At 72.1% G+C, this 19039-nt stretch carries 12 protein-coding genes and 1 pseudogene; 7 read left to right on the top strand and 6 right to left on the bottom strand.

Features of this window, described 5'->3' with window-relative positions:
- Positions 1 to 349: 349 nt before the first annotated feature.
- On the top strand, positions 350 to 2083 hold the full coding sequence (locus AC5WRT_RS35880) for an ABC transporter ATP-binding protein (RefSeq protein ID WP_496097936.1): 1734 nt from the start codon (positions 350 to 352) through the stop codon (positions 2081 to 2083).
- Entirely contained in the window at positions 2083 to 4011 is a 1929-nt protein-coding gene (locus AC5WRT_RS35875; protein WP_496097935.1) for an ABC transporter ATP-binding protein, read from the top strand. The genes AC5WRT_RS35880 and AC5WRT_RS35875 overlap by 1 nt, the downstream gene beginning before the upstream one ends.
- A gap of 110 nt (positions 4012 to 4121) precedes the next feature.
- On the opposite strand, the gene AC5WRT_RS35870 is transcribed toward AC5WRT_RS35875, so the two are convergent.
- The 5 genes from AC5WRT_RS35870 to AC5WRT_RS35850 all read right to left on the bottom strand — a co-directional run bounded on the left by AC5WRT_RS35870 (position 4122) and on the right by AC5WRT_RS35850 (position 11144).
- Positions 4122 to 5357 (bottom strand): RNA polymerase sigma factor, encoded by a 1236-nt coding sequence (locus tag AC5WRT_RS35870; protein ID WP_496097934.1) that lies wholly within the window; start codon positions 5355 to 5357, stop codon positions 4122 to 4124.
- A 179-nt stretch (positions 5358 to 5536) separates the two neighbouring features.
- Positions 5537 to 7444, bottom strand: a complete 1908-nt coding sequence (gene dnaG, locus AC5WRT_RS35865) for a DNA primase (RefSeq protein WP_496100967.1) — start codon at positions 7442 to 7444, stop codon at positions 5537 to 5539.
- Positions 7445 to 7482: 38 nt separating this feature from the next.
- Positions 7483 to 8748, bottom strand: a complete 1266-nt coding sequence (locus AC5WRT_RS35860; protein ID WP_496097932.1) for an NAD(P)/FAD-dependent oxidoreductase — start codon at positions 8746 to 8748, stop codon at positions 7483 to 7485.
- A 104-nt stretch (positions 8749 to 8852) separates the two neighbouring features.
- Positions 8853 to 10124, bottom strand: a complete 1272-nt coding sequence (locus tag AC5WRT_RS35855) for a deoxyguanosinetriphosphate triphosphohydrolase (RefSeq protein WP_496097931.1) — start codon at positions 10122 to 10124, stop codon at positions 8853 to 8855.
- 162 nt (positions 10125 to 10286) lie between these two features.
- Complete coding sequence (locus tag AC5WRT_RS35850) at positions 10287 to 11144, bottom strand: sirohydrochlorin chelatase (protein WP_496097930.1); 858 nt, start codon at positions 11142 to 11144, stop codon at positions 10287 to 10289.
- Positions 11145 to 11297: 153 nt separating this feature from the next.
- On the opposite strand from AC5WRT_RS35850, the gene AC5WRT_RS35845 reads away from it, so the two are divergent.
- The 3 genes from AC5WRT_RS35845 to AC5WRT_RS35835 all read left to right on the top strand — a co-directional run bounded on the left by AC5WRT_RS35845 (position 11298) and on the right by AC5WRT_RS35835 (position 15680).
- Positions 11298 to 11978: a SanA/YdcF family protein gene (locus tag AC5WRT_RS35845; protein ID WP_496100966.1), complete on the top strand. Its 681-nt coding sequence runs from the start codon at positions 11298 to 11300 to the stop codon at positions 11976 to 11978.
- A 1-nt stretch (position 11979) separates the two neighbouring features.
- Complete coding sequence (locus AC5WRT_RS35840) at positions 11980 to 13449, top strand: membrane-associated oxidoreductase (protein ID WP_496097928.1); 1470 nt, start codon at positions 11980 to 11982, stop codon at positions 13447 to 13449.
- Between the two features lie 98 nt (positions 13450 to 13547).
- Complete coding sequence (locus tag AC5WRT_RS35835; protein WP_496100965.1) at positions 13548 to 15680, top strand: molybdopterin oxidoreductase family protein; 2133 nt, start codon at positions 13548 to 13550, stop codon at positions 15678 to 15680.
- An 82-nt stretch (positions 15681 to 15762) separates the two neighbouring features.
- Here the strand turns inward: AC5WRT_RS35835 and AC5WRT_RS35830 are convergent.
- Positions 15763 to 16198, bottom strand: a pseudogene (locus tag AC5WRT_RS35830) (gamma-glutamylcyclotransferase family protein).
- A gap of 140 nt (positions 16199 to 16338) precedes the next feature.
- On the opposite strand from AC5WRT_RS35830, the gene AC5WRT_RS35825 reads away from it, so the two are divergent.
- Together AC5WRT_RS35825 and AC5WRT_RS35820 are read left to right on the top strand one after the other, a co-directional pair.
- Positions 16339 to 17991 carry a M4 family metallopeptidase gene (locus AC5WRT_RS35825; protein WP_496097926.1) on the top strand — a complete coding sequence of 551 codons (1653 nt, stop codon included), beginning with the start codon at positions 16339 to 16341 and terminating at the stop codon, positions 17989 to 17991.
- Positions 17992 to 18283: 292 nt separating this feature from the next.
- Positions 18284 to 18790 (top strand): hypothetical protein, encoded by a 507-nt coding sequence (locus AC5WRT_RS35820; RefSeq protein WP_496097925.1) that lies wholly within the window; start codon positions 18284 to 18286, stop codon positions 18788 to 18790.
- Positions 18791 to 19039: the final 249 nt, after the last annotated feature.

The raw sequence follows: 19039 nt of genomic DNA, 5'->3' as shown, positions 1-19039 counted from the left end.
CCTGTCCGACCGTTCGCGTCGTCGCCCGGACGGCCGCGCGGCGTCAGGTGCGTGCTCTCCGCGGGCCGGCCCCAGGCCCTCGTACCGGACGTCCCCGGGTCCGGGGCCGGCGCGGCGAGTGGGGGCACCTCCCTCGCCCTCGAGGCAGTGGGGGAGCGTGCAGAGCGTCGCGCGGCGGACGGGAATTCCCGGACGGGTCCGAGAGCGCTGCCGGCACAGCTCGTTCCGCCGACAGTCCGACGCGGCCGTGCGCCGGGATAATCGGTTGAGGTAACGCGGGTGGAGTGTCCGACGATAGGGGCCAAGGGCACCCGCCCAGCCCCCACCCGCCGACACCGAGAGACCCAGCGTGCTCATACGACTCCTGCGGACCTACCTCAGGCCCTACAAAAAGCCCATAGCCGTACTGGTGCTGCTGCAGTTCCTGCAGACCTGCGCCACCCTCTATCTGCCCACACTGAACGCGGACATCATCGACAACGGTGTCGTGAAGGGTGACACGGATTACATCCTGTCCTTCGGCGCCCTGATGATCGGCATCTCGCTGGCGCAGGTCGTATGCAACATCGGCGCCGTGTACTTCGGTGCGCGGACCGCCTCCGCGCTCGGCCGGGACGTGCGCGGTGCCGTCTTCGACCGGGTGCAGTCCTTCTCCTCGCGTGAGGTGAGTCACTTCGGGGCGCCCTCGCTCATCACCCGTACGACGAACGATGTACAGCAGGTCCAGATGCTGGCCCTGATGTCGTTCACCCTCATGGTGTCGGCGCCCATCATGTGCGTGGGCGGCATCGTGCTGGCACTCGGCCTGGACGTGCCGCTGTCCTCGGTGCTGGTAGCGGTGGTGCCGGTGCTGGCGATCTGTGTCACCCTCATCGTGCGCCGGCTGCGGCCCCTGTTCCGGTCGATGCAGGTCCGCCTGGACGCGGTGAACCGGGTGCTGCGCGAGCAGATCACCGGCAACCGCGTGATCCGCGCCTTCGTGCGGGACCAGTACGAGCAGGACCGGTTCGGGAAGGCGAACGGCGACCTGACCGAGATGCAGCTGGCCACCGGCCGGATGCTCGCGCTGATGTTCCCGATCGTCATGACGGTGGTGAACCTGTCGTCGATCGCCGTGGTGTGGTTCGGCGCCCACCGCATCGACAGCGGCGGGATGCGGATCGGTGACCTGACCGCGTTCCTCGCCTATCTGATGCAGATCGTCATGTCCGTGATGATGGCCACCTTCATGTTCATGATGGTGCCGCGCGCCGAGGTCTGCGCCGAGCGCATCGAGGAGGTCCTCGGGACCGACTCCAGCGTGGTCCCGCCGTCCGCGCCCGTCACCGAGCTGCGCGCGCACGGCCACCTGGAGATGCGAGGCGCGGGCTTCCGCTATCCGGGTGCCGAGGAGCCGGTGCTGAAGTCCATCGATCTGGTGGCACGCCCGGGTGAGGTGACCGCCGTGATCGGCTCCACCGGCAGCGGCAAGTCCACGCTGCTCGGGCTGGTCCCACGCCTGTTCGACGCCACCGAGGGTGAAGTCCTGGTCAACGGCGTCGAGGTGCACCGGGTCGACCCGAAGCTGCTCGCGCGGACGGTCGGACTGGTGCCGCAGAAGCCGTACCTCTTCGCGGGCACGGTCGCCACCAATCTGCGGTACGGCAATCCGGACGCCACCGACGAGGAGTTGTGGCACGCACTGGAGGTGGCGCAGGCCAAGGACTTCGTGAGCGGGCTGGAAGGCGGCCTGGACGCCCCCATCGCGCAGGGCGGCACGAACGTCTCCGGCGGTCAGCGCCAGCGGCTCGCGATCGCCCGCACCCTGGTGCAGCGCCCGGAGATCTATCTCTTCGACGACTCCTTCTCCGCGCTCGACTACGCCACCGACGCGGCCCTGCGCGCCGCGCTCTCCCGGGAGACCGCCGACGCGACCGTCGTCATCGTCGCCCAGCGGGTGGCGACCATCCGGGACGCCGACCGGATCGTGGTGCTGGACGAGGGCCGCGTGGTCGGCTCCGGCCGGCACCGGGAGCTGATGGCGACCAACGAGACCTATCGGGAGATCGTGCTCTCCCAGCTGACGGAAGCGGAGGCTGCCTGATGGCCGGGCCGATGGGACGCATGATGGCCGGGGGCGGCCCCGACCAGCGCTCGATGGACTTCAAGGGGTCGGGCAAACGGCTCCTCTCCCAGTTCCGACCGGAACGGTTCACGATCTACGGCCTGCTGCTCTGCGTGGTCGTCAGCGTGGCCCTGAACGTGATCGGCCCGAAGATCCTGGGCCGGGCCACCGACCTTGTCTTCTCCGGCATCATCGGCCGGCAGATGCCCGCCGGGGCCACCAAGCGGCAGGTCCTCGACCAGATGCGGGCCCATGGCCAGGGCCGGATAGCGGACATGCTGCGGAGCACCGACTTCACGCCCGGCAAGGGCATCGACTTCGGCGCCGTCGGAGACGTCCTGCTGCTCGCGCTGTGTACGTTCCTGACCGCGGGCCTGCTGATGGCGGTGGCGACCCGGCTGGTCAACCGGTCCGTGAACCGCACCATGCTCCGGCTGCGCGGCGACGTGCAGGGGAAGTTGTCGCGGCTGCCGCTGTCGTACTTCGACCAGCGTCAGCGCGGCGAGGTGCTGAGCCGGGCCACCAACGACATCGACAACATCGGGCAGACGCTCCAGCAGTCGATGGGCCAGCTGATCAACTCGGTGCTGAGCATCATCGGCGTGCTCGCGATGATGTTCTACGTCTCCTGGATCCTCGCGCTGGTCGCGCTGGTCACCGTGCCGCTGTCGTTCCTGGTGGCGACCCGGGTCGGCAAGCGGTCGCAGCCGCACTTCGTGCAGCAGTGGCGCTCCACCGGCAAGCTGAACGCCCATGTCGAGGAGATGTACAGCGGGCATGCCCTCGTGAAGGTGTTCGGCCGGCAGGAGGAGTCGGCGCAGCAGTTCGCCGAGCAGAACGACGCGCTGTACCGGGCCGCGTTCAGGGCGCAGTTCAACAGCGGCGTCATGCAGCCGCTGATGATGTTCGTGTCGAACCTCAACTACGTCCTGGTGGCGGTCGTCGGCGGCCTGCGGGTCGCCTCCGGCGCCCTGTCCATCGGTGACGTGCAGGCCTTCATCCAGTACTCGCGCCAGTTCTCCATGCCGCTGACGCAGGTCGCCTCGATGGCGAACCTCGTGCAGTCCGGTGTCGCCTCGGCCGAGCGGGTCTTCGAACTCCTGGACGCGGAGGAGCAGGAGGCGGACCCGGTGCCGGGCGAGCGGCCACAGGAGCTGCGCGGGCGGGTCCGCCTGGAGCACGTGTCGTTCCGGTACGACCCGGACAAGCCACTGATCGAGGACCTGTCGCTGACCGTGGAACCGGGTCACACGGTGGCCATCGTCGGACCCACCGGCGCGGGCAAGACCACGCTGGTCAACCTGCTGATGCGGTTCTACGACGTCTCCGGCGGCCGGATCACCCTCGACGGGGTGGACATCCGGAAGATGTCCCGCGACGAACTCCGGTCCGGGATCGGCATGGTGCTTCAGGACACCTGGCTGTTCGGCGGCACCATCGCGGAGAACATCGCCTACGGCGCCTCCCGGGAGGTCACCCGCGGGGAGATCGAGGAGGCCGCGCGGGCCGCGCACGCCGACCGGTTCGTCCGCACCCTCCCCGACGGGTACGACACCGTCATCGACGACGAGGGCACGGGCGTCAGCGCCGGTGAGAAGCAGCTCATCACCATCGCGCGGGCGTTCCTGTCCGACCCGACGATCCTGGTGCTGGACGAGGCGACGAGTTCGGTCGACACCCGTACTGAGGTGCTGATCCAGAAGGCGATGGCGAAGCTGGCGGCCGGGCGCACCTCGTTCGTGATCGCCCACCGGCTGTCGACGATCAGGGACGCCGACACGATCCTCGTGATGGAGAACGGATCGATCGTCGAACAGGGCGCGCATGCCGAGCTGTTGGCGGCGGACGGCGCGTACGCCCGGCTCTACAAGGCCCAGTTCGCGCAGGCCGTGGCCGAGGTGGACTAGGGCTGGACCAGGGCCTGTCTGACCATTCCCGTCTGCCGTGCTTCGGGCAACGACGCGCATTGTCACACAGGTCCCCAGGCGCAGGGGGGCCGCCGACGGGCGGCCTCCCTTCAGTCCAGGTAGCCCCTGAGCTGATCCGCGAACGCGTGGTCCCGGAGCTTGCTCAGTGTCTTCGACTCGATCTGCCGTATCCGCTCCCGGGTCACCCCGAACAGCCGGCCGATCTCCTCGAGCGTGCGGGGCCGGCCGTCGATGAGGCCGTACCGGAGCTGTACGACCTTCCGCTCCCGCTCGCCCAGCGTCGACAGCACCGCCTCGAGGTGCTCCCGGAGCAGCAGGAACGCGGCCGACTCGACCGGTGACGCCGCGTCCCCGTCCTCGATCAGGTCGCCGAGGGCCACGTCGTCCTCCTCGCCGACCGGGGCGTGCAGCGAGACCGGCTCCTGGGCGAGGCGCAGCACCTCCGAGACCCGCTCGGGCGGCAGGTCGAGGTGCGCGGCGACCTCCTCGGTCGTCGGCTCGTACCCCCGTTCCTGAAGCATGCGGCGCTGTACCCGGACGACCCGGTTGATCAGCTCGACGACGTGCACCGGGACGCGGATGGTGCGGGCCTGGTCGGCCAGGGCCCGGGACATGGCCTGGCGGATCCACCAGGTGGCGTAGGTGGAGAACTTGTAGCCGCGGGCGTAGTCGAACTTCTCCACCGCCCGGATCAGCCCGAGGTTGCCCTCCTGCACCAGGTCGAGCATGGTCAGGCCGCGGCCGACGTACCGTTTGGCGACAGAGACGACGAGCCGCAGATTGGCCTCGATGAGCCGCCGCTTGGCCATCCGTCCCATGACCACGAGCCGGTCCAGATCGAGTGCCAACTGACTGTCCGGATCAGGGGTGTTGCTGAGCTTCTCCTCGGCGAACAGGCCGGCCTCGACACGGCGGGCGAGTTCGACCTCCTCGGCGGCGGTGAGCAGCGGGATACGGCCGATCTCGCGCAGGTACTGCCGGAACAGGTCGGCCGAGGGGCCGCTGGTCTCGGCCCGGGCCGGGACTGCCGTCCCGACGCCTTCACCGGCCTCCTCCGGCTCGTCCACGAACGCTTCCGCCGGTGGTTCGGCCGGCTCGGCGGGCACCGTCTCCGGGTGGAGGGCGGCGCGGCCCTGCGGGGGCACGGCCATGAGGACGTCCGGCTCGGCGTCCGGCTCGTCCGCGCTGGTACTGGTGACGCTGTCGGTCTGAGTGAGGGTCTGGGTCTGCACGGGGGCGACCTCCAGGATGATCGCTGCCGTCGGCTGCGGCAGCGCACTTCGGAAGCGGAGAGTCGACGGCCTGCGCTCCGAGGACTCGAGCACCGCCCCCCAGTGTGGGGTAAGACGCATCCCCGCCACGAGGGGCGTGCGGTGACTTTTTGCGTCCGCACCGTGACCGGTCGGTTACGCATTTCGTTGGACTATGCGATTGGCAATGTCGGACCGCTGCGGCATGGAGCCGCCCGCCACCGAAGCGACGACGTGAGCCCGCGGAGGCGTCCCTACAGCGCCTCCGCCCCCCGCTCCCTCAGTGCCTGGTCGTACTGCTGGAGGACCCACATCTCGTTCTGCACGGCCGCCAGTTGGGCGGGGTCGCCGCCCGTGGCGAGACGGGTGAGCTGGGACTGGATGTCGTGGATGCGGCGTTCCACGGCGCGGCGGCGGATCTGGACCAGCACCGTGCCCGCGTAGGTCTCGTCGACCGTGCGGCGCAGGATCGGCTCGACCGCCAGTTCGGTGACCATCGAGCGGACGGTGTCGTCGGGCGCGGCCTCACGGACCCGGACCAGGTACTCCTGCGGGTCGGGGACACTGTATTCGGCGCCGCCCGCCTCGGCGATCGCCTGGCGCACGGCCGCGTACGGCGGCGCGGTGAACTCGTCCACGCCGTAGGCGTCGAAGGCCGGGGAGACCAGTTCGGGGCGTTGGAGGGCGAGTTTGAGCAGTTCGCGTTCGGCGGCGTGGACGGGGTTGCGCAGGGTGAGGGCCGGGCCGCTGTTCCCCGGCCGGGACGCGGGTGCCGCCCACTGCTGGTCGGCCGCACGGGTCCGGCCCTGCTGCTGGGAGCCCTTGCCCTCCCTCGCCCAGCGGGCCAGCTGGGCCACCCGGCGCACCACGAACTGGGTGTCGAGGATGCCGAGCATGCCGGCGAGTTCGACGGCGACCTCGTGCTGGGCGCCGCTGTTCTTGATGCGGGCGACGACGGGCGCCGCCTCGTCCAGCGCGGCGGCGCGGCCGGCCGGGGTGTCCAGGTCGTAGCGGCTCACGATGTGGCGGAGGGCGAACTCGAAGAGCGGGGTGCGGGGTTCGACCAGGTCCGCCACCGCCTCGTCGCCCTTCGCGAGTCGCAGCTCGCACGGGTCCATGCCGTCCGGCGCGATCGCGATGTACGTCTCGGCGGCGAACTTCTGGTCGTCCTCGAAGGCGCGGAGGGCCGCCTTCTGACCGGCGGCGTCGCCGTCGAAGGTGAAGATGACGCGTGCGCTGCCGTTGTCCATCAGCAGCCGGCGAAGGATCTTGATGTGCTCGCCGCCGAAGGCCGTACCGCAGGTGGCGATGGCCGTCGTCACCCCGACGAGGTGGCAGGCCATGACGTCGGTGTAGCCCTCGACCACGACCGCGCGGCTGGTCTTGGCGATCTCCTTCTTCGCCAGGTCGATGCCGTACAGCACCTGGCTCTTGCGGTAGATCGCCGTATCCGGCGTGTTCAGGTACTTCGGGCCGTTGTCCGCCTCGTACAGCTTGCGGGCGCCGAAGCCGACGACGTCGCCGCCGATGTCCCGGATCGGCCACATGAGACGGCCGCGGAAGCGGTCGATGGGGCCGCGCCGGCCCTCCTGGGCGAGGCCGGAGAGGAGCAGCTCCTTGTCGGTGAAGCCCTTGCCGCGCAGATACCGGGTGAGGTGGTCCCAGCCCTGGGGGCTGTAGCCGACGCCGAAGTGCACGGCGGCGGCCTGGTCGAATCCGCGCTCGGCGAGGAAGATCCGGCCGGTCTCGGCCTCGGGGCCGGTGGCGAGCTGCTCGGCGTACCACTGCGCGGCGATCTTGTGCGCCTCGACCAGGCGGATGCGTTCGCCGCGCTGGTGGGCCGGGTTGTACCCGCCCTCCTCGTAGCGCAGGGTGATGCCGGCCTGGGCGGCGAGGCGCTCCACCGCCTCCGAGAAGGAGAGGTGGTCCACCTTCATCACGAAGGTGATGGTGTCGCCGCCCTCCTGGCAGCCGAAGCAGTGGAAGAGTCCCTTGCTCGGGCTGACCTGGAAGGACGGCGACTTCTCGTCGTGGAACGGGCACAGGCCCTTGAGGTTGCCGCCGCCCGCGTTGCGCAGCTGGAGGTACTCGGAGACCACGGCGTCGATCGGGACCGTGTCCCGTACCGCCTTCACGTCCTCGTCGTTGATCCGTCCTGCCACGCGTGAATTCTACGGGGGTGCTGTGACAGTCCCGGTCCTCAGGAGGCGAGGCCGTCCAGCGGTACGTGCGGGTCGGCCAGGGCCTCCAGGTCCACCGGCGCCTTGGCACGGATCAGTTTCTGGATCTGCTCTGTGACATCCCACACGTTCACGTTCATGCCGGCCAGGACCCTGCCCTCCTTCACCCAGAACGCGATGAACTCCCGCTTCCCGGCGTCACCCCGGATGACCACCTCGTCGTACGACCCGGCCGGTGCCCACCCGCTGTACTCCATGCCCAGGTCGTACTGGTCGGTGAAGAAGTACGGCACGCGGTCGTACGCCACCTCCTGGCCGAGCATCGAGCGCGCGGCGGCCGGCCCGCCGTTCAGGGCGTTGGCCCAGTGCTCGACGCGCACCCGGGTGTCGAACAGGGCGAGCGGGACGTTCGCCACGTCACCGGCCGCGTAGATGTCCGGGTCGGACGTCCGCAGCCGCTCGTCGACGACGATCCCGCCGCCGTGTGCCCGGTCGGCGATCTCCAGGCCCGCCGCCTCCGCGAGACCGACCCGGGGCGCCGCCCCGATCGCGGCGAGGACGTCGTGCGCCGGGTGCTCCTCGCCGTCGTCGGTACGGACCGCGAGGACCATGCCGTCCTGGCCGACGATCTCGGTGAGCCGCCGCCCGAAGTGGAAGCGGACGCCGTGCTCGCGGTGCAGCTCCGCGAAGACACCGCCCAGTTCGGGACCGAGGACCCCGTGCAGCGGGGTCGGCGACGGCTCGATCACGGTGACCTCCGCGCCGTACTCGCGGGCCGCCGCCGCGACCTCCAGGCCGATCCAGCCGGCGCCCGCGATGACGATGTGCCCGTTGTCCCGTCCGAGCGAGCCCAGCACGCCCTTGAGCCGCTCGGCGTGCGCGAGCCGGCGCAGATGGTGCACGCCCGCCAGGTCGGTGCCCGGGATGTCCAGGCGGCGCGGCTCGGCGCCGGTGACCAGCAGCAGCTTGTCGTAGCGGACGAGGGTGCCGTCGTCGCCGAAGCGGACCGTCTTCGCGCTGCGGTCGATGCGGTCGACGAACTGGCCGAGGTGCAGCTCGATGTCGTTCCGCGCGTACCAGGCCGGCTCGTGCACGAAGACGCTGTCGCGCTCCGCCTTGCCGAGCAGATAGCCCTTGGACAGCGGCGGGCGCTCGTAGGGGTGGTCGCGCTCGTCACTGATCAGTATCACCCGGCCGGTGAATCCCTCCGCCCGGAGCGTCTCGGCCGCCTTCGCGCCGGCGAGCCCGCCCCCGACGATGACGAATGTCTGATCCGCGTCGACCACTTGATGCCTCCTCGTAAGGGTGCCGCCACATGCGAGCGTCCCGCACCGGGCGTGCTGCGGGAAGAGGGAGTGACCCGATCAGGCCACGGACGGTCATGTTCCTCTCACATATGCCCCGTAAGTCTCGCGTGCAGCGAGCGTGCGGAGGCGTCGGTGAGGGAGGCGATCTGGTCCACGATCACCCGCTTGCGTGCGTGGTCGTCGCCTGCCCCGTCGAACAGTGCCCGAAACTGCGGATCCAGCCCGTCCGGTGCGCGGGCCGTCAGCGCCTCCGCCAGCTCCGCCACGATCACCCGCTGGTCGGCGCGCAGCCGCTCCTGCTCGGCGCGCTGCATGACGTACCGGTCCGCGACCGCCTTGAGCACCGCGCACTCCATGCGCGCCTCGCGGGGTACGACCAGTTCGGCGTCGTAGCGGGTGAGCCGGCCGGTGCCGTACGCGGCGCGGGTGGCGCCCTCTGCGGCCAGGCAGAACCGGCCGATGAGCTGGCTGGTGGCGTCCTTGAGCCGGGCCTGGGCGACCGCCGTGCCGTCGTAGCCGTGCGGCCACCACTCCTCGTCCTGGAGCCGGTCGAGGGCGGCGGCAAGCTCGGCCGGGTCGGTGTCCGCGGGGACGTACCGGCCGACGGCCACCTCGAACACCGCCTGTCGCTCGGGCTCGGCGTGCAGGCAGTTCGGGTCGATGTGGCCGGCGTGCAGCCCGTCCTCCACGTCGTGCACCGAGTACGCCACGTCGTCGGACCAGTCCATGACCTGGGCCTCGAAGCAGGTGCGGGTGCCGGGCGCGTGCGCGCGGACCCAGTCGAACACCGGGCGGTCGTCCTCGTAGACGCCGAACTTCCCCGACGCCGGGTCGGTGGGGTGCCCACGGCGGGGCCACGGGTACTTCGTGGCGGCGTCGAGGGTGGCGCGGGTCGGGTTGAGACCGACGGACCGCTTCTCGGTGAACCGCTTGGGTTCGATGCGGGTCAGGATCCGCAGCGACTGGGCGTTGCCCTCGAAGCCGCCGCAGTCGTCCGCGAAGGCGTTCAGCGCCTGTTCACCGTTGTGGCCGAAGGGCGGGTGGCCGAGATCGTGGGCCAGGCAGGCGGCCTCCACCAGATCGGGGTCACAGCCGAGGGCCGCGCCCAGCTCGCGGCCGACCTGCGCGCACTCGAGCGAATGGGTGAGGCGGGTGCGGGGGCTGGCGTCCCACACCTGGCTGTGGGCTCCCGGGGTGACGACCTGTGTCTTGCCGGCGAGGCGCCGCAGGGCGGCCGAGTGGAGGATGCGGGCGCGGTCGCGCTGGAAGGCGGTGCGGCCGGGCCGTTTGTCGGGCTCGGGGGCCCAACGCTCCACTGAGGCGGGGTCGTAGGTGCCGTTCGCTGTGCCTTCCATGGTTCGACAGTAAGGGCAGGCGGTGACAACGGGGACCGTGCGCCTCGTCCGTGTTGCGCAGGCCGGTGACGGCCCGGCGGGCCGCCCGGGTGAGGCGCGCCGGGCCGTCCCGTGGCCTGCTGCGGGCCGGCACGGCAGCGGCCGGCTCGCGAATCCGTCCGCTCAGGCCGAGGCGAGTTTCGCCTCGGCCGTCGCCGCCTCGTCGTACCGGTGCAGGACCAGACGGGCCATCGCCGGATGCGCTCCCAGCGGGGCCGCCGCCATCCAGGGCGCCGCCTGCGCGCACTGCGTCGCGAAGCGTCCCGGTGCCGTGAAGTACGACGCGACCGCCACCCGGTGCCGGCCGCGCGCCGCCAGGGCCCGTACGGCCGTCGGGACGGTCGGGGTCGCCGCCGAGGCGTAGGCCGGGACGACCGGCACCCCCAGGCGGTCGGCGAGGAGGCGGGCGGTACGGCGGGTGTCGGTGGCCGAGTCGGGGTCCCGGGAGCCCGCCGCCGCCAGGACGACCGCGCTCGCGCGGCGGGCCGCGGGGTCCGGGGCCGTCGGCCAGCCGGCCTCCACCAGACGGTCGTGCAGGGCCTTCGCCAGCAGCGGGTGCGGACCGAGCGGGGCGGCCGGGCGGGTGCGGGCCGGGGTGGCGGCGGCCAGCTCGGGGATGTCCCGTTTGACGTGGTAGCCGCGGGAGAGGAGCAGCGGGACGAGCACGGCCGAGGTGTCGCCGAGGGCGGCGAGGGTGTCCGGGAGCAGGGGCTGGTTCAGCTCGATGTGGCCCAGGTGGACGGGGACGGCGGGGCGCAGCTCGCGCACCCGGTCCGCCAGGGCCCGTACGGTCTCCAGGGCGCGCGGGTCACGGCTGCCGTGGGCGACCAGGACCAGGGCCGGCGGGGCCGGGCGGCGCCGGCCGAGCGGGGAGAGCACACGGAGCCGGTCGGTGAGCCGGCTGCTGATGCTGTCCATGAGGTGCGCCGTGCTGTCGAGGTCGGTGCGGGGCTCGGAGCGGGGAGGATGCGACGCCGTCATGACAGGATCCTGACGGCGTGAGGTTGCGTGGCCGTTGCCGGGCCGTGACGAGCGTTTTCCGCCCCTTCACGTCGCACGGGCGCTCGATGTGAGCGAACCGGATCGGGGCCGCCGGCGTCCTCCATGGTCGACAGCAGATCGTTGGGGGGCCGTATGAGGATCCGTCGACCGGGGCTGCCGGGCACCCGCACGGGGCAGCGGCGGCTGGTGCAGGCCGTGGTGGCCGGGTGTGTGCTGGCGCTGCTGCCGGCGACCTGGCTGTTCCTGTCCACGGCAGGCCGGCTGCGTACGGCGGCGGACGTCCCGCGCGCGCCCGTGGCGGTCGTGTTCGGCGCGGGGCTGTGGAACGGAGAGCCGTCGCCGTACCTGGCGCACCGGCTGGACGCGGCGGCGCGGCTGTACCGGGACGGTCGGGTGAAGGTCCTGCTGGTCACCGGGGACAACAGCCGCACGGACTACGACGAGCCGGACGCCATGCGCGCCTACCTCACGAAGCACGGCGTGCCCGGCGACCGGATCGTCGCCGACTACGCCGGGTTCGACACCTGGGACTCCTGCATACGGGCCAGGAAGATCTTCGGGGTGGACCGGGCCGTGCTGGTCAGCCAGGGTTTCCACGTCCGTCGCGCGGTGGCGCTGTGCGAGGCGGCGGGGGTCGACTCGTACGGGGTCGGGGTCGACGAGGCGCACGACACGACCTGGTACTACGGCGGCACCCGAGAGGTGTTCGCGGCGGGCAAGGCGCTGCTGGACACGGTGTTCCACCCGGACCCGACCTTCCTTGGACCGCGGGAGCACGGGGTGGCGAGGGCGCTGGCGGGGGCGCGGGACTGACATGGGGATCACGGACCTGACGCCCGCCGAGCGCCGTGTCCGGGACGCCTTCCCGCTCGGCGAGGGGGTCGACTTCCGGGGGGACGGCGACGAGGACCCCGGGGACGGAGCCGCGTGGGGACCCGAGCGCACGCTGCGGGCGGAGGTGCTGCGGGAGCTACTGCTGGACGGCCCGGTGCGGGAGGGGCACGTCGCCGGGCTGAAGGTGGCGGGCGCGCGGATCACCGGGCGGCTGGACCTGCAGTACGGCACCGTCGGCCATCCGGTCCGGCTGCGCCACTGCCACTTCGAGGAGGCGCCCGATCTGTACGGGGCGCGGGTCGTCGCCCTCGTCCTGAGCGACTCGGTGCTGCCGGGGCTGACCGCGGGGAATCTGCGTGCCGAAGGGGTCGTACGGATCACCTGCTGCCGGATCACGGGGCCGGTGCGGCTCCAGGGGGCGAAGCTGGCCGGGGCGTTCTTCGCGGGCGGCGCGCGGCTCGGCAGGCCCGGCGAGGTCCCTGAGGAGCCGGTGCTCCAGCTCAACCACGCCGAGGTGGCCACGGACGTGTGGGCGCCGGGGCTGGTCGCGCACGGAAAGGTGCACCTGAACGGTGCCGTCGTCCGCAACCAGGTGAACCTCAACGACGCGGAGCTGTACGCTCCCGGGGAGACCGTGCTGCACGCCGAGGTCCTGACGGTCGGCACCGACCTGCACGCCATGCGGCTGCGGACCCGGGGCCGGGTCAACCTGAGCGGCGCCCGGATCCCCCGCCAGCTCAACCTCGCGCACGCCCGGCTGTCCAACCCGGGCGGCCAGGCCCTGCGCGCCAGCAGCAGCGTCATCGGCGAGCTGTGGCTGCGGGAGGCCGCGCCCATGGAGGGAGCCGTCAATCTGCGCCGGGCCCAGCTCGACCTGCTGCACGTGCCGCCGGAGGTGTGGCCCCGGCAGGTCCAGCTCGACGGGCTCAGCTACCGCCTCCTGACCCCACACCTGCCCCCCGAGCGGCGTCTTCCGCTGCTCGAACGCGACCGGGAAGGCTACCTCCCGCACCCCTACGAGCAGCTCACCACGGCGTACCGCACGGTCGGCGACGACGCGGCCGCGCGCACCGTGCAGCTGGCCAAGCTGCGCCGGCACCGCCGCACCCTGCCGCCGTACGCCCGGCTGTGGGGCCTGCTGCAGGACGCGGCCGTCGGCTACGGCTTCCGGCCGATGCGGGCCGCGGGCTGGCTGCTGCTCCTGCTGTGCACCGGCACGCTCGCCTTCGCCCTGCACCGTCCGCCCGCCCTCGAACCGTCGGGGGCGCCCGCGTTCAACCCGCTCTTCTACACCCTGGACCTGCTGCTGCCGATCATCGACTTCGGTCAGGAGGGGGCTTTCGCGCCGCGGGGCTGGTACCAGTGGCTGTCGTACCTGCTGATCGTCACCGGCTGGGTGCTGGCGACGACGATCGCGGCGGGTGTCAGCCGCTCCCTGAGCCGCCAGTAGGGACCTCACGGCACCACCGGTGCGGAGGGGAGGTCGCCGTGCCGGGCGTGTAACCGGGGACGGCCGGGGCCGTAACACGTCCGACGCACGCTGACGGCATGGAGAACATCGCCTCGACGCCGACCCACTGCCCGTACTGCGCCCTGCAGTGCGGGATGAACGTCACGCCCCTGCCGCAGGGGGGCGCCGAGGTGTCGGAGCGGGCGGACTTCCCGGTGAACCGGGGCGCGCTGTGCGGCAAGGGCCGTACGGCGGCCCAGGTCCTCTCGCCCGCGGTACGGCTGACCTCGCCGCTGGTGCGCTCCGGTGGCCGGCTGGTCGAGGCGAGCTGGCCCGAGGCCCTGGACCGGATCGCCGAGCGGCTCGGCGGGACGCGGGAGCAGCACGGCGCGGACGCCCTGGGCGTGTTCGGCGGGGGCGGGCTGACGAACGAGAAGGCGTACGCGCTCGGCAAGTTCGCGCGGGTGGTGCTCGGCACCTCGCAGATCGACTACAACGGCCGGTTCTGCATGTCGTCGGCCGCGGCGGCCGGCACCAGGGCGTTCGGGCTCGACCGGGGCCTGCCCTTCCCCCTGGAGGACGTCCCGAGGACCGGATGCGTGATCCTCGTCGGCTCGAACCTGGCGGAGACCATGCCGCCGTCCCTCCGCTTCTTCACCGAACTACGGGAGAACGGCGGCACGTTGATCGTCGTCGACCCGCGCCGGACGAGGACGGCCGAGCAGGCGGACCTGCACCTGGCCCCCCGCCCCGGCACCGATCTCGCCCTGGCGCTGGGCCTGTTGCACCTGGTGGTGGCCGAGGGGCGGACGGACGAGGCGTACATCCGGGAGCGGACCACCGGCTGGGGGCAGGCACGGGCGGCGGCGATGGCGCACTGGCCGGAGCACGTGGAGCGGATCACGGGGGTGTCCGTTCCCCAGCTCCGCGAAGCCGTACGCATGTTCTGCGAGCCGGAGTCGGCGATGGTGCTGACGGCGCGCGGGCCGGAGCAGCAGTCCAAGGGCACGGACACGGTGGGCGCCTGGATCAACCTGTGCCTGGCGACCGGCCGGGCGGGCCGTCCCTTGTCCGGGTACGGCTGCCTGACCGGGCAGGGCAACGGGCAGGGCGGCCGCGAGCACGGCCAGAAGGCCGACCAGCTGCCCGGCTACCGCAAGCTGGACGACCCGGAGGCGCGGGCCCATGTGGCGGGTGTGTGGGGCGTCGACCCGGACACCCTTCCCGGGCCCGGACGCAGCGCGTACGAACTCCTCGACGCCCTCGGCACGGACATCCGGGCGCTGCTGCTGATGGGCTCCAACCCGGTGGTGTCGGCGCCGCACGCGGCGCACATCGAGCGGCGCATCAGGTCCCTCGACTTCCTCGCCGTCTGTGACGTGGTGCTGTCGGAGACGGCTCAGCTGGCCGACGTCGTCCTGCCGGTCACCCAGTGGGCGGAGGAGACGGGCACGACGACCAGCCTGGAGGGCAGGGTCCTGCTGCGCCGCCGGGCGGTGGCCCCGCCGCCCGGTGTCCACAGCGACCTGTACGTGCTGCACGAGCTGGCGGCCCGGCTGGGGGTGGAGAAGGGCTTCCCGGCCGACGCGGAGGAGGTCTTCGAGGAACTGCGCCGGGCGAGCGCGGGCGGCCCGGCGGACTACTCCGGGATCACCTACCGGCGACTGGCGGAGGAGAACGGCGTGTTCTGGCCGTGCCCGCAGGACCCCGACGCGGAGCCGGAGGCCGGGACGGCCCACCCGGGCACCCCCCGCCTGTTCCTGGACCGTTTCGCCACCCCCGGCGGCCGGGCACGTTTCGTCCCCGTGGCCCACCGCCCGACGGCGGAGGAACCGGACGCCGAGTACCCGCTGCTGCTGACCACCGGCCGGGTGGTGGCCCAGTACCAGTCGGGCGCCCAGACCCGCCGGGTACCGGAACTGAACGCGGCCGCGCCGGGCCCCTTCGTGGAACTGCACCCGCGCCTGGCCGCCCGCCTGGGCGCGACCGAGGGCGACCGCATCGCGGTGATCTCCCGCCGCGGCCGGGCGGTGGCCCCGGCCCGCATCACCTCCGCGATCCGCCCGGACACCGTCTTCATGCCCTTCCACTGGCCGGGCGAGGGCCGCGCCAACACGCTGACCAACCCGGTCCTCGACCCGACGTCCCGCATGCCGGAGTTCAAGTCGTGCGCGGTGCGGGTGGAGGCGGTGGGACCGAAGGAGCAGGTGTTCACGCCGACGGCACCGTGACGGAACGCCGGCGGCCGACCGCGCGTGACGAAGGGCGAGTTCGGCAGCGCCGTGCCGCAGCGGCCGAGGCTGCCGGGCCGTGTCAGCGGTGGGACAGCCGGTCGCCGCCGGCGAGGGGGGTGCCGGCGGTGCGCAGACGGGCGGCTACCGGTGGGGCGGCCAGGTAGACCCAGGCGAGGGTGGTGGTGCCGTCGGTGGCGCGGATGACGTTCCTGGCGGCACGTTCGTAGAGGTTGCGGGGGGTCCCCGGGGGTGTACTCCTCCGGGCGGTCCAGGGCGGCGAGCAGGTCCGGGTACGTCTCCGGGCGGGCGGTGACCAGATCGCCGCGGATCCCGGTGCCGGGGCGTTCCACGGCGTAGGGGTGGCCGGGACCGTCGTAGAGGGCCGCGCCGGGCAGGCGGGCCGGTTCCTCCGACGCGGTGCGGCCCCGCAGGAACAGGTCGTGGTTGGGCTCGCCGGGGCGGAGGGTGCCGTAGACGAAGAGGGGCAGCGGGACCCCGGGCTCCTCAGTGATCACGGAAACGATTCTGTACCCCCTTCGGCTCCACACACATCTCCATGAAGGAGCTATGGACATGACATCTCGTGGCTCCTTAAATCTCTGGGGACACAGCGCCGCCCCCACGCCCAGCCGAGCGCTTCCCCCCTAGGAGACCGATGAGCCGGATACGGCAGCACGTCCGAGGATCCCGTCGTCTCGCCACCACCGCCGGCGTCGCCGTCACCACCGCGACACTGCTGTCCGTGGCCCTCTCCCCCACCGCCCACGCCGACGTCGGACCGACCCGGGCCACCGCGATCCGGAACGCGGCGTCCGCGCTCCTCGCCCACGCCAAGGGCCTCGGCCTCACCCCCGCCGAGAACACCAGCGTCCGCGACGTGATCGTGGACAAGAGCGGCGCCCAGCACGTCCGTTACGACCGGACCTACCACGGACTGCCCGTGCTGGGCGGCGACTTCGTGGTCCACCTCGCCCCGGACGGCGCGTACCGCGGCGCGAACCGGGCCACCCGCGGCACGATCTCCCTCGCCTCGATCCTCCCCGCGGTCTCTGCCACCAAGGCCGCAGGCCTCGCAGTGAACGCGCTGCGCGCCGTCCACCTCGGCGACAGGCTGGGGCAGGTCAAGGCCAGGCCCGAGCTGGTCGTCGACGCCCTGCACGGCGCCCCGAGGCTCGCCTGGCGCACCAACGCCGTCGGCCTGGACTCGCTCGGCAACCCGGTCGCCCGGACCGTGCTGACCGACGCCCGCACCGGCCACCAGATCGACGCCTGGGACAGCATCGAGACCGCCGCCGGCGACGGCAAGTCGCTCTACAGCGGGACGGTGCCGCTGGAGACCACCCCGTCGGGGTCGTCGTTCCAGCTCGCGGACCCCACGCGCGGCAACACCTACACCGGTGACGCCGAGGGCAAGACGGACCTGTGCCTTTTCGGCATCTGCCTCAGCCGGGCGCCCGCGGACCTGTTCACCGACGCCGACAACCACTGGGGCAGCGGCACCACCTCCGACCGCGCCTCGGCCGCTGTCGACGCCCAGTACGGCACGGACATGACGTGGGACTACTACAAGAACGTCCAAGGGCGGAACGGCATCGGCGGTGACGGCAAGGGGTCGTACAACCGCGTCCACTACGGCAGCAACTACAACAACGCCTTCTGGGACGACAGTTGCTTCTGCATGACGTACGGCGACGGTGACGGGACGACCTTCGGGCCGCTGGTCGCCCTCGACGTCGCCGGGCACGAGATGACGCACGGTGTCACCTCCAAGACGGCCGCGCTGACCTACTCCGGCGAGTCCGGCGGGCTCAACGAGGCCACCTCGGACATCCTCGGCACGATGGTGGAGTGGTACGCGAACAACCCCTCCGACCCCGGTGACTACCTCATCGGCGAGAAGATCGTGAAACCCGGCTTCGGGCACACCGCCCTGCGCTACATGGACCAGCCGTCCAAGGACGGCAACTCGGCGGACTACTGGAGCAGTTCGGTGGGCAACCTCGACGTCCACTACTCCTCCGGCGTCGCCAACCACTTCGCCTACCTGCTGGCGGAGGGCAGCGGCCCGAAGACCATCAACGGCGTCAGCTACAACTCGCCCACGTACAACGGGTCCACGATCACCGGCATCGGACGGGACAAGGTCGGCAAGATCTGGTATCGGGCGCTGACGGTCTACATGACCTCCTCGACCAACTACGCGGGGGCGCGGACGGCGACCCTCGACGCCGCCAAGGATCTGTACGGTGCGGGCAGCACGGAGTACAACGCCGTGGCGGCTGCCTGGAGCGCCGTCAACGTGAACTGAGCCCCGCCGGGCCGAGACCCGCGCGGAACGCGGCAGGCCGGCGCCCGGACGGGCGCCGGCCTGCCGCGTTCCGGCGCACTCCATTCGTGTTCTCTTCGTACAGTCGTCTCATCGACGCCTCGATGCCACCTGTGACCTGCTGGAACGCGTCGGCGGCTAGTCCGTGTGGGGGCGGGGCCCGACACCCGTTCACCGCATTCCTGACGCATCGTCAGGGAGCGGAGCCGGGCCGGAGCCAGTTACCTCGGAAGGGCAGGGCACACACCAGTCGGACAAGCTCCGGGGAGCACCCATGCTACGCACCGCCCGTCTGCTGACCGGTACCGCGCTCGTCGTGGCCGCCGCGGCACCCGCCTGGGCCGGAACCGGAAGCCTGGACGTGTACCCCGCCACCGTGGCGCCCGGCGGCCAGGTCACGGTGAACACCGCGGCGTGCGGCGAGAAGGGCTCGGCGGTCGGGGACGCGGGCGCGGTCGGCGCCGGCACCTTCACGCTGGCACCCAGCTCGCACCAGGGCGAGGCGATCGGCCAGTTCCAGGTGCCGCCGGCTGCGCAGCCGGGGACGTACGAGATCGTCGCCAGGTGCGCGGAGGGCGCCCGGCAGGTGACGGGCGACCTGGTGGTCGCGTTGAGCGCGGCGCACGAGCAGGTGCAGCCGCGGGGAAGCATGAGGACGGGGGTCGGCGGCGCACTCGGCACCGACCCCGTGCGGACCGCGGCGGGTGTGGCGGCGCTGGCCGTCGCCGCCGCGGGCGGTACCTGGCTCCTGCATCGCCGGGCGAGAGGCGACGGGATCTGACGGACACCCTCCGCTGTCCGTCCACCGGTACCGCAACGTCCCACCCCCTCCGGGTCCGATGCCCCTCGCGGCCCGGAGGGGGAGGGGCCCACCCCTGGGCTCGGCTTCCGGGAGTCTCCGGAGGCCGCGCCGGGAGCCCGGGAAAACCGTTGGGGACACACCCCGGAGCCGTCGGGGCCCACCCCCGCAGCCGCCCGCACACACCCCGGAAGCCATCCGGGCCCACCCCCGGGTGCCGCTGGAGGTCCT

Source organism: Streptomyces sp. NTD91, assembly GCF_059510455.1.
This window is presented reverse-complemented; position numbering and strand designations above follow the sequence as displayed.

What these genes read in the sequence shown, in the direction of transcription:
- AC5WRT_RS35875 (WP_496097935.1), top strand. Translation starts at nt 2,083, where the DNA reads ATGGCCGGGCCGATGGGACGCATGATGGCCGGGGGCGGCCCCGACCAG.
- AC5WRT_RS35855 (WP_496097931.1), bottom strand. Translation starts at nt 10,124, where the DNA reads ATGGAAGGCACAGCGAACGGCACCTACGACCCCGCCTCAGTGGAGCGT.
- AC5WRT_RS35850 (WP_496097930.1), bottom strand. Translation starts at nt 11,144, where the DNA reads ATGACGGCGTCGCATCCTCCCCGCTCCGAGCCCCGCACCGACCTCGAC.
- AC5WRT_RS35845 (WP_496100966.1), top strand. Translation starts at nt 11,298, where the DNA reads ATGAGGATCCGTCGACCGGGGCTGCCGGGCACCCGCACGGGGCAGCGG.
- AC5WRT_RS35840 (WP_496097928.1), top strand. Translation starts at nt 11,980, where the DNA reads ATGGGGATCACGGACCTGACGCCCGCCGAGCGCCGTGTCCGGGACGCC.
- AC5WRT_RS35835 (WP_496100965.1), top strand. Translation starts at nt 13,548, where the DNA reads ATGGAGAACATCGCCTCGACGCCGACCCACTGCCCGTACTGCGCCCTG.
- AC5WRT_RS35825 (WP_496097926.1), top strand. Translation starts at nt 16,339, where the DNA reads ATGAGCCGGATACGGCAGCACGTCCGAGGATCCCGTCGTCTCGCCACC.
- AC5WRT_RS35820 (WP_496097925.1), top strand. Translation starts at nt 18,284, where the DNA reads ATGCTACGCACCGCCCGTCTGCTGACCGGTACCGCGCTCGTCGTGGCC.